12 protein-coding genes and 1 tRNA gene are annotated in these 13,246 nt (G+C 57.9%); 2 read left to right on the top strand and 11 right to left on the bottom strand.

Going from position 1 to position 13,246, the window contains the following annotated elements; all coding sequences use genetic code 11:
• Positions 1-152 precede the first annotated feature (152 nt).
• The 4 genes from Q0Z94_RS04095 to Q0Z94_RS04080 all read right to left on the bottom strand — a co-directional run bounded on the left by Q0Z94_RS04095 (position 153) and on the right by Q0Z94_RS04080 (position 3,507).
• Entirely contained in the window at positions 153-1,724 is a 1,572-nt protein-coding gene (locus Q0Z94_RS04095) for a hypothetical protein (RefSeq protein ID WP_298067749.1), read from the bottom strand.
• Positions 1,725-1,752: 28 nt separating this feature from the next.
• Positions 1,753-2,172, bottom strand: coding sequence for a glutaredoxin family protein (locus tag Q0Z94_RS04090; protein ID WP_298067748.1), 420 nt, complete (start codon positions 2,170-2,172; stop codon positions 1,753-1,755).
• Positions 2,173-2,227: 55 nt separating this feature from the next.
• Positions 2,228-2,734, bottom strand: a complete 507-nt coding sequence (locus tag Q0Z94_RS04085) for a peptidylprolyl isomerase (protein ID WP_298067747.1) — start codon at positions 2,732-2,734, stop codon at positions 2,228-2,230.
• A 185-nt stretch (positions 2,735-2,919) separates the two neighbouring features.
• Positions 2,920-3,507 carry a YigZ family protein gene (locus Q0Z94_RS04080; RefSeq protein ID WP_298067746.1) on the bottom strand — a complete coding sequence of 196 codons (588 nt, stop codon included), beginning with the start codon at positions 3,505-3,507 and terminating at the stop codon, positions 2,920-2,922.
• A 313-nt stretch (positions 3,508-3,820) separates the two neighbouring features.
• Between Q0Z94_RS04080 and Q0Z94_RS04075 the strand changes: the two genes are divergently transcribed.
• A complete protein-coding gene (locus Q0Z94_RS04075; protein WP_298067745.1) occupies positions 3,821-4,312 on the top strand; it encodes a rubrerythrin family protein in 492 nt (163 codons plus the stop codon).
• On the opposite strand, the gene Q0Z94_RS04070 is transcribed toward Q0Z94_RS04075, so the two are convergent.
• Positions 4,297-4,473, bottom strand: a complete 177-nt coding sequence (locus Q0Z94_RS04070) for a hypothetical protein (protein ID WP_298067744.1) — start codon at positions 4,471-4,473, stop codon at positions 4,297-4,299. The two genes, Q0Z94_RS04075 and Q0Z94_RS04070, sit on opposite strands and share 16 nt — an antisense overlap.
• A 201-nt stretch (positions 4,474-4,674) precedes the next feature.
• On the opposite strand from Q0Z94_RS04070, the gene mgtE reads away from it, so the two are divergent.
• Complete coding sequence (gene mgtE / locus Q0Z94_RS04065; RefSeq protein ID WP_298067743.1) at positions 4,675-6,189, top strand: magnesium transporter; 1,515 nt, start codon at positions 4,675-4,677, stop codon at positions 6,187-6,189.
• 346 nt (positions 6,190-6,535) lie between these two features.
• Here the strand turns inward: mgtE and Q0Z94_RS04060 are convergent, their stop codons facing one another.
• The 6 genes from Q0Z94_RS04060 to Q0Z94_RS04035 all read right to left on the bottom strand — a co-directional run bounded on the left by Q0Z94_RS04060 (position 6,536) and on the right by Q0Z94_RS04035 (position 13,235).
• Positions 6,536-6,805, bottom strand: coding sequence for a hypothetical protein (locus Q0Z94_RS04060; RefSeq protein WP_298067742.1), 270 nt, complete (start codon positions 6,803-6,805; stop codon positions 6,536-6,538).
• The gene (gene argH, locus Q0Z94_RS04055) at positions 6,802-8,193 is read right to left on the bottom strand and encodes an argininosuccinate lyase (RefSeq protein ID WP_298067741.1); all 1,392 of its coding nucleotides are present in this window, start codon (positions 8,191-8,193) and stop codon (positions 6,802-6,804) included. Before argH ends, Q0Z94_RS04060 begins: the two co-directional genes overlap by 4 nt.
• A gap of 132 nt (positions 8,194-8,325) precedes the next feature.
• Complete coding sequence (locus tag Q0Z94_RS04050) at positions 8,326-9,534, bottom strand: argininosuccinate synthase (protein ID WP_298067740.1); 1,209 nt, start codon at positions 9,532-9,534, stop codon at positions 8,326-8,328.
• Between the two features lie 432 nt (positions 9,535-9,966).
• Complete coding sequence (locus tag Q0Z94_RS04045; RefSeq protein WP_298067739.1) at positions 9,967-10,935, bottom strand: TAXI family TRAP transporter solute-binding subunit; 969 nt, start codon at positions 10,933-10,935, stop codon at positions 9,967-9,969.
• A 27-nt stretch (positions 10,936-10,962) separates the two neighbouring features.
• Entirely contained in the window at positions 10,963-12,984 is a 2,022-nt protein-coding gene (locus Q0Z94_RS04040; RefSeq protein ID WP_298067738.1) for a TRAP transporter permease, read from the bottom strand.
• Between the two features lie 175 nt (positions 12,985-13,159).
• A tRNA-Lys gene (locus tag Q0Z94_RS04035) sits at positions 13,160-13,235 on the bottom strand.
• Positions 13,236-13,246: the final 11 nt, after the last annotated feature.

Raw genomic sequence — 13,246 nt, 5'->3', positions numbered from 1 at the left:
TCGGGAAAAGCTGACCGCTTAGAATCAATGCCACAGGGGCTTTTTAGATGTCTACTTGACAGGGGGCAGACCAATACTGGGGGTTTTCGTTTAACCAAGTAAGGCGGCAAATCACTCCGCCGCCCTTTCTACATGATGGGGTGGTTCGCCCGTCAATTGAGTATGGGATAACTACTCAGTGCCTTCGGGCCGGGCGTGGACGACAGTGTCACAGGCAGTTCTCCGCTCTTGGTGAGCATCATCATGGTGAGCTGCATGAGGGAAACAGCTCTGGGTGCTTCAAAGTCAACATGAACTGTTCCGGGCGCGTTGAACTGCTCTTCGAGAACATGAGCGAGTTCCGTCCAGAACACGCCGCCTTTTCTGCGCATGGCGGCGGCTTCCTGTTGTATCAGTGTCAAGGCATCCTGAAGCTCTTCAGCGCTTCCTTCCGCAAAGACTGCCATGCAGAGCGGCAAGAGTCCCCAATCTTCGTAGTCTGCGGAAAACTTTCTTATCTCGAAACGCGAGAGCAAAGCCAGAGCCTCCTCCGGCGTACTGGTACGCGCCACGCGCTGAATTTCCTTGACATCGCCTTTAAACTCTGCGGCAACACGCAGACGCCCAAGATCTTTAAGCGTATACTCCGCTGTTCCCGCCATCCCAGTACCGGAATAGCGGCTTGTGCAATCCAGGGACAGGTCAAAGCCATCAGGTGCAAAACGTTTCACGGTGTCCGCAAGTTCTTCCATCGTTTCCGCAGGAATACGCACATTCTGTATCTTCAGTGTCTGCGAACCGCCTTCGGCATTACCGGCGATGGAATAAAGAATGTTTCTGAAGCGGATGAGATTGTCACCATTCCTGAAAAGCCCGCCGCCTGCACTCACGGAAGAGATCGGCAGTCTGTCCTTCCATGCCTGGGCGCAGAGTTCCTTCAATTTCTCGAAATCTTCTTCCGTGCCGGTGTACACGGTTTTGAGAAATTCGATCATCTGGGCAAGTTGTTTTGGTTCAGGGGGCACGACGTCTTTCAGCTCAAACGTCTCGAGGGCCCCGGAGCCGTTGCCTCCCGCAAAGGTCATGCCTTTCAGCCGAAGCGACACAGGCGCCACGAACGCGCCCGCTTTGGGAGCGTGGATGCCACCGGGCAGGCTTCCTTCCGCAATGCGGAACGTGATGGGCTGCGATGATGTGTTGTCCCGAATGACTGTCTCCGCTGCGGAAAACTTCACCTCGTCCATACGGCAGCGGAAAAGTTCTTCGTAGAATCGCTCTCCAGCCCCGTAGCGGCTGTACTGATCAAGGACAAGCCCCAACCGCTGATGCCAGTTGACGATTTCAACGTTCCCAATGGTACGCGTTATGATTTCATATCCAACATGACTGGTTTCGGAAAGACCCTTCAGAGAAATAGCGTCCGCCACCTTTGGCAGCGATTCGGGATCGTAGGGATCCATTTTGGGCAGAACATAGAGAATCTTGCGGTTGAACCCCTTCACTTCTGCCTCGGCGATGGTTCCCTTGCGCTGAATCTTCTCATCAGGAATCTCGTAGGCTATCCCCTTGATTTTAAGACTCTTGTCAAGAGGGGAAAACCTGATTTCCTCCGCCGTGGCGGGAATGGCGGAAAGCGCGGCCTGCACAGCGTCCTCGGCATAGCTTTCGAGGATACGCATACCCATATATCCGGCGACACCAGACCAAAAAACGAGGAGACCGGTCACAAGAACTTTTTTATTCATGACTCACAGCTCAGTGATAAAGGGTCGTTCAGTCTTCCCAGCCGAAGAGCTTTTTTACCATTGCTTCCTGAAAGCCAACGACGCAGCGCCCATCGGGAAGCACGAGAGTCGGGAAGGAGCCGCGGGGATTGTATCTGCGAAGCGTTGTCAGCAGAGCCTGCCGGGCCGTTCCTTCAAAATCGTCCAGGTAGACCTCCTGCACAAAGACACTCCGTGCGGCCAGATATTCCTTGAGACGAATGCAGTGCCGGCAGGTGTGCAGCGTGTACAGTACGGGCCTCTCGCATTGCGTTGGCTCAAGTCCGGCGCTGTATTCATCCTCCCGGCCTTCCGGGATGCCGCTTCCAGGCTCGCGCTTTTTGATTTCCGGGGCGCAGCGTTCAGGCCAGAACAGAACGGCGGCCCCAACAATGACCACGATGCCAAAAATCACCCACAGGACTTTCACAGCGGCACTCCTGTATGAAAATACGAAATACGTCTTCCGGGACTTCCGAAAGCACTCATTCGAAGCGACTGGCCCGTGAAATGACCACCATATCCACAGGAACGGCTTCATGCTCGCCCTGCGGCCTGACCTTCAGCTTGGCTATCTTGTCCACAACGTCCATGCCGTCTTCCACCTGCCCGAAGACGCAGTAGCCGTAGCCTTCGGCGCTGTCGTCCTTATGATCCAGTTCTTCATTGTCCACAAGGTTGATGAAGAACTGTGCCGCTGCGGAATGCGGCTCCGAAGTGCGTGCCATGGCCAGCGTTCCCCGAAGGTTGCTCAGACCGTTCCCCGCCTCGTTCTGAATCGGTTCATGCGTTGGCTTTTCGTCCATGCGCACACCGAGGCCGCCGCCCTGGATCATGAACCCCTTGATCACACGGTGAAAGATCGTGTTGTCGTAAAAGCCTTCATCCACATAGCGGAGAAAGTTTGCCACCGTAGCCGGAGCCTTGTCGGCAAAGAGTTCCAGCAGTATATCACCCGAAGAAGTTTCCATCAGAACAAGAGGATTGCTCATCTTTTCTCCCTTGGTCACAGTTTTCTCTGTTGTGCCGCAAACAGTTCCAAAAATCAAGAAGCAGTTCTGTACGGACTAGTGCTGCGATGAGTATGCTTTCCATACGGCAATTCCCGATGCGTCCCCCCCTGAAAGCTCAAAGCTGCCAGAAGCGCTGCCGGCCCGATACCTGAAAACCGGGCAACTCAGATATCCATCAAACGGATCAGCTCGCTGCGGCCGTCTGTCGTCTCCCGCAGCGCCGAGTTGAACGGCTCAAGGCAGTCATCGGGAAATTCCACGGTGAACAGCGCCACGCCGCCAAACTCTTCTCCAGAAACCCGCGCCTGAAAGCGGGGAAGGAGACGGTAAAAGCGATCCACATGGGCATAGTCCACTTCTGCCCATGCGCGGCACAACGTCTTTTTTTCCACGACCGGCAACAGCGTCAGCGCTTCTTTGACGCCGTTCTGATAGGCTCGCGTCAATCCTCCTGTCCCCAGCTTGACGCCCCCGAAGTAACGAGCCGTCACTGCTGCGATCTCGCCCACGCCGCTATGGAGAAGCTGCGTCAGCATGGGGCGGCCAGCCGTGCCGTGCGGTTCTCCATCGTCGCTCTGCCCCACGCGGGCCGTGTCTCCGGGCGCCCCCGCCGCATACGCCCAGCAGTGATGTGTGGCGTCGGGAAACTCCCTGCGTACGGACTCGACAAAGGCAAGCGCCCGCTCGCGGCTGTCGGCATGAGCCAGCGTGGTGATAAAGCGGCTTCTTTTTATCTCCTCTTCGAAGCGCACGAAAAAAGAGCCTCCATCCCTGACTGGGGAGGAGTCAGTGTCAAAAAGAGAAAGCGCTGGGATCCGATACGCAGCCATGACGATTCCTGAGTGAGAAAAAAGGTCTCGCTTGTTCCACCTGCCTCTGCAAAGGAACGGCGCAGACTCGCCCTTTTATACAGGCAGCACGGCGGGCGAAAAGGAAAAAACGCCTCCAGGCAAAAAAACGCTTTACAGGCGCCCTGTTTTTTACTAAATAGAAATCATTCCTGTTTGAGACAAAACCTGAAACACTGCGCTCATGCGCATTCCTGTTTTCGCACAAGGAGAACTTATGAGCAAGACCCATGCCGATCTGATGGAAGCTTTTGCCGGGGAATCCCAGGCCAACCGCAAGTATCTTGCCTTTGCCGCGCAGGCTGAAAAAGAAGGCTGCTCCCAGGCTGCCAAGCTGTTCCGTGCCGCCGCCGAAGCCGAGACCATCCACGCTCTCGCCCACTTCCGCAGCGCCAAGGAAGTAAAGAGCACTGCCGAAAACCTCCAGGCCGCCATTGCCGGCGAGACCCATGAATGCACCGTCATGTATCCCGCCATGATCGAGGACGCCAAAAACGAAGAGGAAAAGGCCATCGCCAAATATTTTGAAATGGTCTGCAAGGTGGAAGGCATCCATGCCGAGCTGTACAAGGATGCGGCCAAGGATCCCAAGGCCGACGGCGAAGACTACTACATCTGCCCCGTGTGCGGCTACATCCACAAGGGCAAGTATGAAGGCAAGTGCCCCGTGTGCGGCGCTGACGGCTCCAAATTCTACACGGTGAAGTAACCCTTTTCTGCATTGAAGCGCAGAGGCTGCGGCTTCCCCGCGGCCTCTTTTTTTAGGGACGCATTCTTCCGCGCCGTTCCCTTCAAGGCGGCAAATGCCGCCCCCATATGTTGCAACATCAGGGGAAGGCAGACATCGGACGATTTTTTACGGCCGCCCATCCCTAGGTCTCACCTCTCAAATTCGGATGAGCCACCACGTCACAACGCTTGCTCCCAAGGCCATGGCATGGTATGCAGAACCGTCTTCAGAAATCATGGCATCGCCCTTGTCCCAAGGTGAAAAGCGGTCAGGGCGGACTATCCCGGCAGAACACGCAAGGCTGCCGCTTCGGTTCACCGAAGGCGGAGGAGTGCTTCGACATGCAAAAAGATATCCGCGAACAGGAAGACCTGAACGCTCCTTCCTCTGTCACCAGTTCCGATACCTCTTCCGCAGAACGGCAGAAAGAACACGATACCGGCAAAGATATTGTTCGCCAAGAAACCGGAGACCTGCACGCTTCCGTCACGATCCCAGCCCCTGCCGACAAGAACGGACACGGAGAAAGCGACAAGCCGGACACCGAACAGACCGACGGACTGGCCCGCTGCGGGAGCGATATTCAAAGCGATGATTTCATCCATCCCGCCGACCGTGCGGAACATCTGGAACAGCTCCCCCTCAGCAAGCAGGTCTGCGTCCTGAGCCATCTGCCCGCAGAAGAAGCCGCAGACGCTCTGGCCGAACTGGATGAAGAAGTCGCGGGCGATGTTCTGGAAAACATGGACGCCGACGATGCGGCCCGGCTTCTCGCGGAAATGGATCCCGACGACGCCGTGGACATTCTGGACGAAGTCGAGGAAGATCACCGCGACATTCTGCTGAGCAATCTCCCCGCGGACGACGCCGATGAGCTGCGCAAGCTGCTAGCCTTCGACCCGGATACGGCCGCAGGCGTCATGAACACGGACATCATCATGGTGGATCTGTATTCCACCGTGGACGAGGCCATACAGCGCATCCGAAGCGAACTTGAAGAAAAGGAAATGCCCTACTACGTCTATGTGGTGGACAGAGGCTCCACGCTGGAAGGCGTCATTTCCCTGCGCGATCTCATGCTGGCCCGCCCGGGAACCCAGGTGGAAAGCATGGTGAGCGGACAGGATGTCATTGCCGTACAGTTCGACGCCGACAAGGCTGAAGTGGCACGTCTGCTGGGGCACTACAATTTTCTCTGCCTGCCCGTTGTCGATCGGGAAAATCATCTTATGGGCGTCGTCACGCACGACGACGTTCTGGACATCATTCAGGACGAGGCCAGTGCCGACATGCTCGGCATGGTGGGCGCAGGACAGGACGAATCCGTGGATACGCCGTGGAAACGCTCCGTGTTCATGCGTCTTCCCTGGCTCGTCATCAATATGTGTACCTCGTCGCTGTCGGCCTTCATCGTCTCGCTGTTTGAAGGCTCCATCGCTCAGATGGCGCTCCTCGCCGTCCTGATGCCCATGGTCGCCAACCAGGCGGGCAATACAGGGCAGCAGGCACTAGCCGTGATGATCCGTCAGCTGGCCACGGAAAGTTTCGATGCAAGACGCGCCTGGACCGCCGTACTGCGCGAGAGCAAAATCGGACTCGGCACCGGACTCGTCATGGCACTCCTGGCCTATGGCGGCGTGATCATGCTCAGTGGAAGCAAGAATCTGGCCGCCGTCATGGGCGTTTCACTTCTGCTCGACATGCTCCTGGGGGCTATGGCCGGCGGCGCCATTCCGCTGGTTCTGCGTTCCCTCGGCAGAGACCCTGCCCAAGCCTCCAGCATCTTCCTCACGGCACTCACCGACTCCGGCGGCTTCTTTATCTTTCTCGGTCTGGCGACAGCCTTCCTGCTCTGAAATTTCCCGCCTTCCCGGAATAGCTGAAGAAATGCCCTCCTGAAAGCGCAAGGGCGGCGAACAGGCCGAACTCATGCAAAAAACGGCTGTCGTCCCTGCGGCGGGAAGTCCGCCCTTTCCGCCCCCGCCGGCTCTCTCCCCCTGTTCTGTCCCATCACCGCGGCCTGATTACAAGAACTGCTCCCCCCTTGCGCACTGTCGGCCTGAAAGAGCGGGTGTGGCCAGAATACTTCGGATGCGCCAAAAGTTAAAGTGCCACTTTAAAATATCCGCTGTCTGCTTTAGGAGTAAAAAGGAAAAAAATTGTAACTCTCGCAGAAACAACGGTCTGCCGCTGTGGCAACGTTCACAGGTTCCGGTAAAAGAAGCGGCCGCCTTCCGGTGTGATCTCTATATCCTGTGCGATGGAATCCGTGATGCGGCAGTAGCCGTAATTCAGCCACTCGTCGAGAACGTCCAGAAGCGTCCCGCGCTCGAAGCCCTCTGCCTCAGCATGTTCGAGGATGCGCGGAAAGAAGCCCGCAGGAAGGGGGCGCGGTGCGCTGTGTACCGCCTTTTTCAGCCAGTCCGCAGTCTCCGCGTACGCTGCCGGCGGTGTTTTCTTTCGGCGTCTCATGCCTGCTCCGCGCCACCCAGCCACTCCCCGAGCCGCTTGAGCTGCCCGGCCACGGAGCGCGGACCTGTGCCGCCGGGCACGTTGCGGCGAGCCACGGCACGGTCATACTCCAACGCTGCGAACACATCCTTTTCGATGAGCGGACTGAAAGCGCGCAGTTCTTCCAGACTGAGGTCTTCCAGCCCCACACCCTTTTCCTCGGCGCAGGCAACGGCCCGCCCGGAGACATGATGAGCCTCCCGAAACGGCAGCCCCTTGCCCACAAGATAATCGGCCAGTTCCGTAGCATTGAGGAAACCGGAAGCAAGGGCACGGCGCATACGGCCGGGGTGGAAAGTCAATCCGTCCAGCATGTCGGCCATGAGGGAAAGGGAATGGCGCACAGTTCTGTCCGTGTCGATGAAGGGCAGCTTGTCTTCCTGAAGGTCACGGTTGTAGGTCAGAGGTATGCCCTTCATGATGGTCATAAGGTTGAACAGATTGCCGTACACGCGCCCCGTCTTGCCGCGCATGATCTCGGCGACATCAGGATTTTTCTTCTGCGGCATGATGGAAGAACCCGTGGAATGCCTGTCGGAAAACGTGACATAGCCGAACATCGGATTGGCCCACCAGATAAGCTCTTCGCAGAAACGGGAGAGATGCCCCATGCAGACGGAGCCGCAGAACAGCGCCTCCTCCGCAAAATCCCTGTCGGCCACGGCGTCCATGCTGTTGTCGAAGGTGCCGTACATGCCAAGTTCTTCGGCCACCATAGCGGGGTCTAGATCATAGGTCGTTCCGGCCAGTGCCGCCGCTCCCAAGGGACTTACGCGGACACGGCGTTCACAGTCGGCCATGCGCTCCACGTCCCGCTTCAGCATCCAGGCATAGGCCAGAAGGTGATGCGCCAGACTCACAGGCTGGGCGGGCTGCATGTGCGTACATCCCGGCAGGAGCACTTCACGGTTTTCCTCCGCCCTGCGGACAAAGACGCGGATGAGCTGCCGTGTGAGCTTCATCCACTCACGCAGATTGTCCGAAACGAAGAGGCGAAAATCAAGACAGACCTGATCGTTGCGGCTGCGCCCCGTGTGCAGTTTCTTGCCCACTTCGCCCACGAGTTCCGTGAGCCGGGTCTCGATATTCATGTGGACGTCTTCCAATTCCTGCTTCCAGGGAAAGACCCCCTCCTCAATCTCTCGTTTCACCCGCTCGAGTCCGTCGATAAGACGGGCAGCTTCTTCCCGCGAAAGAACGCCCCGTTCGCCCAGCATACGGGCATGAGCCTTGGAGCCGGCGATGTCCTGCGCGTAGAGTGCGCTGTCGAAGGAGATGGATTCCGTATAGGCTTCCACAGCAAGGCTGGTGCTTTCCTTGAAACGGCCGCCCCAAGGCTTATCGGACATAGTGACTCCCGAAAGAAAACTTCAAACGAGGAAGGATGAGGTGACGGCAGAACCGCAGGCACGGTGCGCCTGAAAAACCGAGGGAGCAGACTCTCTGTCCGCTCCCTCGCCGGTCAAGAGACAAACGGCCTCTTACTTCAGGAAGCGGCTCTTGCGGTCGGCATAGCCGCGGATGCGCAGCCCCTGAAGCCGGATGAAGCCGGCAGCGTCCTTGTGGTCGTAAGTGGCGCATTCTTCAAAGGTAGCGAGATCCTGACAATACAGGCTGTGCGGAGAATAGCGTCCCACGGGCCAGGCGTTGCCCTTGTAGAGCTTCAGGCGGACTTCGCCGGTCACGCCCTGCTGCATCTGGTCGATCATGGCCTGCATACCCTCGCGTTCCGGGGAGAACCAGAAGCCGTTATACACGGCAGCCGCATAGCGGGGAAGTATGGTCTCGCGGGTGGCCAGCGCTTCGCGGTCGAGGCAGATACCTTCCAGATCCTGATGCGCAATGTGCAGCACGGTTCCGCCTGGGGTCTCGTACACACCGCGGCTCTTCATGCCCACAAAGCGGTTTTCCACCATGTCGAGGCGGCCAATACCGTGCTTTCCGGCGATCTTGTTCAGGCTCATGACCATTTCGCGTGGGGACAGCCTTTCACCATTCAGGGTGACGGCATCGCCCTTTTCATAGCCGATGGTGATGTATTCAGGTTCGTTGGGAGCCTGCTCCACAGGTACGGCCATGATGTAGCTGTTCGGGCCGGGTTCTTCCCACGGGTCTTCCAGTTCGCTGCCTTCAAAGGAGCAGTGCAGCATGTTGCGATCCATGCTGTAATGCTTGTTGGAAGCGTTGACCGGAATGCCGTGCTTTTCGGCAAAGGCCGTGAGTGCCGTGCGGCTCATGAGATCCCATTCGCGCCAGGGGGCGATAACCTGAAGTTCGGGCGCAAGAGCGTTGATCGCAAGTTCAAAGCGCACCTGATCATTGCCCTTGCCGGTCGCGCCGTGAACAATGGCGAACGCGCCTTCCTGCTTGGCAATCTCAACGAGCCGCTTGCCGATGAGCGGGCGGGCGATGGACGTACCCATGAGGTAACGCCCTTCGTAGCTGGCCCCGGAGCGGAGCATGGGATAGATATAATCTCTGGCGAACTCGTCGCGCAGATCCTCGATATAGGCCTTGCTGGCCCCCGTCTTCAGGGCCTTGGGTTCCACGCCGTCAAGATCATCTTCCTGACCGAGATCAGCCGTGACGGTGACGACTTCATAGCCGCGCTCAACGATAAGCCATTTCAGAATGACGGAAGTGTCCAGACCGCCGGAGTAGGCGAGGATAACTTTGTTGTTTTTGGACATGGTGAGCCTCACAGGGGGCGGTGCGCCCAAGGTTGGCAACCTTTCTTCCCGGGCTGAAACACGGGAGGAAACGGCTGATGGATGACAAAAGGCAGAGACCGGAGAATCAACCCGAATACGCTCCGGCAAGGCGTTCCGGTTTCGGGCAGACCTTCTTTTAAAAGGAAATTCGGGCGTTGTAAAGCAAATATCCGCTGGCCCGGAAAAACACGCTTTTCACCACCCCCGGAGCGTGTTCTCCTGACAGACTGTCTTATTCAGTCCCCGTGTCCACTGTTCCCTGAGGCGTTTCGGAAACGAAGACGTCCCCACTGGAACCGGTATATCCAGGAGGGACGCCGTTTTTTCAGATGACACCTTTGCGAAAAACCGCTCTGTCCGCCTCAGCTCGAATCAACCGGAGCATGGCGGCTTTTTCACGCCAGAAAGGGCTTACTTCAGGACGCCGGCTTCCTTGTAATACCTGGCAGCGCCTGGATGCAGGGGGATGCCGGCAAGGTCGGTCACTGCGCCTTCAAGCGAGATGTCCTTCATCACGGCATGTGCCTGACGAACGATGTCCTGGTTCTCCCAGAAACACTTGGTGAGGTCGTAGATCACGTCTTCGGGCATGGATGCGTCCGTCATGAGGATCATCTTTACCGCTGTAGTCTGCACGGCCTCATTCTGTCCGGGATAGGTGCCGGCCGGAATCTGGAACTTGGCATACCAGGGATATTCCTTCTGAAGCGCTGTGAAGGTGTCGTCATCGATATTCACAAGCCGGCCGTTGGCCGTCGTGCACATTTCAGACACACCGGCATTGGGCAGACCGGCCATGATCCAGACGCCATCGATCTGCTTGTTGCGCATGAGGTCGCCGGCTTCGGCAGGCCCCACAAACTGAGCCTTGATGTCGCCAGGGTAATTAAGTCCGGCGGCGGCGAAATGGACGGCTGTTTCACCGATGGTGGTTCCGCCCGCGACGCCGGGCACGAAAGTCTTGCCCTTGAAGTCCTTGAGGCTGTTCACGCTGCTGTCGGCGCGCGCAATGACCTGATTGGGATTATAATACAGACCGGCGATGATGCGCACATCGGGATAGGCATGGCCCTTGAACTTGTCCAGTCCCTTCATGGACTGATAGGTGATGCTGGTGATGGCGAAGGAGACCTGAGCGTCCTTCGTGCTGAGAAGCTGAAGGTTCTGTACTCCGCCCTTGGAAGACTGGACGCTGGCCTTCACATAGGGAATCTTGCTGCTCCAAAGGTTGCCCAGAGCCGCGCCAATGGGATAAAGGGTGCTGGTCGTCGCCGCCGTGGGAATACTGATGTTCACGGGGGCATGATCGGCCGCCTGAACGCCCGCAGCGTTCAGGATCAGGGCGGCGGAAGCCGCCAGGGAAAGAAGAACGTTACGCATAAAAACTCCTTATGGGGAAAGCAGAGGTTATCGCCGCGCTTCGGAAGCGGCGGGATTGGCGGGTGAAGCGGCCTTTCTTGCAGCCGCAGCAGCGCGATAATTCAAATACACTGCGCAAAAAATGAGCGCAAAACCGAGCATGTCCGTTGTCAGCCCGGGGTCGATGGTCAGAATGGCTCCACCCAGGAACAGCGCACTTTCGAGGATGGAACAGCGGGTGAACATCCAGCGTTCCAGTCCCACGGCAAGCGCGCTCACACCTACGCCGGCAGTCACGAAGGCCCACAGGGAAGCCAGAGCAGGATGTTCCGAACTGTAGAGCAGGAGCGGATTGTTGAGGAAGAAGAACGGAAGAATAAAGCCGGAAAGCCCCAGACGCATGGCGATGAGCGAAGTTCTGGTTTCGTTGGACCTTGCGATGCCCGCAGCCACATAGGAAGACATGGCCACGGGCGGCGTGATGTTGGAAAGGCAGGCGTAGAACAGGCAGAACATATGTGCGGCCATGGGCGCCACGCCCACGCCCGTGAGCACGGGCACGGCCACGGCGGCCACGATGACGTAGGCGGCCACACCGGGTACCCCCATGCCGAGGACGGTACTCATGAGCATGACGAAAAGTCCGCCTAGATAGAGCTGACCTTCTCCCACATATTTCAGCACCTGGAAGCCGAAGGTCAGGCCCAGGCCGGTGAGAGACACGGAACCGATGATAATGCCGATGATGACGCAGGACACGCCCACACCGACGGCTCCGCGCGCCCCCTCTTCCAGAGCTTCGAGAATGCGGCGCGGCCCCATGCGGGTATCCGGAGAGAGCCATGAGGCAGCGACAGTGGCAAAAATAGCAACGGAAGCGGCAAAAAGCGGTGTATAGCCCATGAACATGAGCGCCATGAGTGCGACAAGGGGCACACTGAGATGACCACGGCGGCGGATGACCTGAAGCGCGTCCGGAATGTACTCCCTGGACAGCCCCTTGAGTCCCAGTTTCTTCGCCTCGAAATGCACTGCCATAAGGAGTCCAAGATAGTACAGAAAGGCGGGAATGGCGGCCGCAAGCATCACCTTCACATAGCTCACCCCGAGAAATTCCGCCATGATGAAGCCCACTGCGCCCATGATGGGCGGCGCGAACTGTCCGCCCGTGCTGGCAACAGCTTCCACGGCTCCGGCAAATTCAGACTTGTAGCCGGTCTTCTTCATGAGCGGGATGGTGATGGCTCCCGTTGTGGCCACGTTTGCGAGCGCACTGCCGTTAATCATGCCCATGAGGGCGCTGGCAATGACGGAAACCTTGGCTGGACCGCCCGACGTGCGGCCCACCAGCGTGAGCGCCAGATCGTTGATAAATTCGCTGAAGCCGCTGAGCCGCAGGAACGCGCCAAAAAGGACGAAGAGGAAAACATAGGTCGCGGAGACACCGACGCCCACGCCGAGCAGTCCCTGACTGCCCCAGAACATGTGGTCCATGACGCGTGTCAGCGGAAAGCCCACATGCCCGAAGGCTCCCGGGATATACTTTCCCACGAAGGTATAGGCGAAAAAAGCGAAGGCAAGCCATGCCAGATTCGGAACCACACGCCGTGCCGCCTCGAACGCGACGGCCACTCCTATGCCCGCAGCCACATAGTCCTGTGTCGTGAACCAGCCGCCGCCCATGGCGATGTCGTCATAGTGCAGGATGAGATAGCCGAAGGCATACAGAGCAGCGCCCGTACAGGCGAGATCCCAGAGCGTAGGCAGAGTACGGCTGCGCTTTTCTCTCCGGCAGGCAGGATACAGCAGGAAGGCGAGAACCAGGAGAAAAATGATGTGCCAGGAGCGCAGCTTCATGGCATCCAGCGTACCGAAGGTGGAGGCGTAAAGCTGAAACGCCGAGAAGGCGATCAGAATCACGGACAGGATGCGAGCCATCATCCCCCCGGATGCGTAGAGCCTGACGCGGGACTCGCTGTCTTTTTCCTCTACCAGGGCCTGCGCCCGTGCCTCATCTTCTTCCGTTGCGGCAAAGTCCGTCTGTACGCCGTCACGCTCTTCCTGTCCCAAGGCCATTGCTCCTGACTGACACAATTTCAAGGCCCCGCGTTTTCTGAAGAAAAACGCATCCCCCGTACAAATTTATTTTCTGCGGAATGCCGTGTCAAGCGGCGTGCGGCACTGCTCCCACCGCTCGCAGGACATACGAAAAAACCCCACGATCTCTCGTGAGGCACTGCTTCTCTGGTGGGTCACCGGAGACTCGAACTCCGAACCAATTGATTAAGAGTCAACTGCTCTACCAATTGAGCTAGTGACCCCAGAGCGGGGT

This window comes from uncultured Mailhella sp. (assembly GCF_947631555.1).
Taxonomy (GTDB): Bacteria; Desulfobacterota; Desulfovibrionia; order Desulfovibrionales; family Desulfovibrionaceae; genus Mailhella.
This window is presented reverse-complemented; position numbering and strand designations above follow the sequence as displayed.